The sequence below is a fragment of the Phocaeicola sp. RTP21198st1_B8_RTP21198_201120 genome (assembly GCF_040929485.1).
Taxonomy (GTDB): Bacteria; Bacteroidota; Bacteroidia; order Bacteroidales; family Bacteroidaceae; genus Phocaeicola; species Phocaeicola dorei.
Map to the genome: position 1 here is coordinate 1 of NZ_JBCOCI010000298.1, position 1567 is coordinate 1567.

Annotated in this window: 2 protein-coding genes; one reads left to right on the forward strand and one right to left on the reverse strand. The window is 42.5% G+C overall.

All coding sequences use genetic code 11. The features are described 5' to 3' along the window. The coding region (locus AB5935_RS25615; protein ID WP_368327828.1) for an MFS transporter at positions 1 to 545 on the reverse strand (545 nt) is incomplete at its 3' end. Positions 546 to 1110: 565 nt separating this feature from the next. Between AB5935_RS25615 and AB5935_RS25620 the strand changes: the two genes are divergently transcribed. Then, positions 1111 to 1567: TolC family protein (locus AB5935_RS25620; protein ID WP_368327829.1), on the forward strand; the 457-nt coding region annotated here is incomplete at its 3' end.

A 1567-nucleotide genomic window follows, 5' to 3' on the forward strand; every position in this document is an offset into this window, starting at 1 on the left:
ATCCACAGCAGTACGCCAATAAACAGCAATATCACAAAAATCCCTTTCCATCCGATCGTCCCGGTCACCAACCCTCCGATTACCGGAGCTGCCACGGGAGCCACTCCATTAATCGCACCAATCACGGCCAGCATCTTGGCCAGTTCCTTCCCCGAAAACTTATCCGTAGCCACCGAACGGGATATGACAATACCGCCTGCTCCTCCGATTCCCTGTATCAACCTCAAGGTGATAAACGAATAAATGTCCGGTGCAAAAAGACAGAATACGGTAGACACGATGAACAGTATCATCGAGACGAGCAACAACGGACGCCTGCCGTATTTATCACTCAATGGCCCGAAAAAAATTTGTCCCAATGCCAGACCTATCATACTGGTGGTAAGTCCCAATTGCACCATCGACGAGTGGGTAAAAAAATAGTCTGCCATGGCTGGCAGACTAGGCAAATACATATCCGTCACAAGAGGTCCGAACGCTGACAACATACCGAGCAAAATCAGCAAAAATCCCTTTGAGTTCTCCTTATTTATTATTGCAGTCATAAACTATTGATTAAAATTCGACTGCAAAGGTATAGGTTTTCTTTTATTTACTTATAGGCTTAATCAGAACAAAAAAGGAGCTTTTCAGAACAATTTTTCTTATTTAGTCGTATAGCTTCACCTTACGGTACATATTATATCGCATCTTTACTTCAGGAGTGGTTGTGCTTCTTTCTATTCTTTCTCCTATTTGATATGCTAGCTGTCATTCGTTAAAAAACGTTATATTTGAGTCTATATAGGGTTACAACTTACTTGTTTTTTTTCATAATTTTGCAAACCAAAAATAGAAAAATAGGTATCAAAATGAAACTAAGATATTATCAAATCGCCATTCGTTACAAGAACAAAATGCATGACTTTCACGGTTGGGGTGTAGCAGCGCAGATTTGATAACCCTCCTATTTTCACTACAGAGAACGCCAGAGGACACAGCGTTCAAATAATCTTCATTAACTTGTGTCAACTGACATATTTCAAAAGAAAAAAACTCTGTGTTACTCAGTATTATTCCGTGGGGAAGAAAATTCAAAATTCTACTATTAATTAAATTTCTTTTCACTTTATGAGCAAAAAAAGATGGCTCATAGTGCCGCTATGTGCCGTGCTATGCAGTCAGGGACTGTTTGCCCAGACGCTTGACAGGAGAGTGTTGGGCATTGACGAAATGTTCCGTCTGGCAGACGAGAACAGTCAGAGTATTCAAACGTATAAAACCGGAAAGGAAGCAGCCGATGAAGCTTTGAAGGCTGCCAAGTCACAACGTTTGCCGGACATAGGTGCCTCACTCTCATTTAGTTACCTGGGCGACGGATATATATGGGACCGTGACTTCAAAAACGGGCAGAATATCCCTATGCCACACTTCGGCAATAACTTTGCGTTGGAAGCGCAACAAGTGATTTACGCCGGAGGAGCCATCAACAGCAGTATTACTCTGGCTGAACTCGGTCAGCAAATGGCTGCATTGGACTGGCAGAAGAACCGTCAGGAAATCCGCTTTCTCCTGACCGGCTATTACC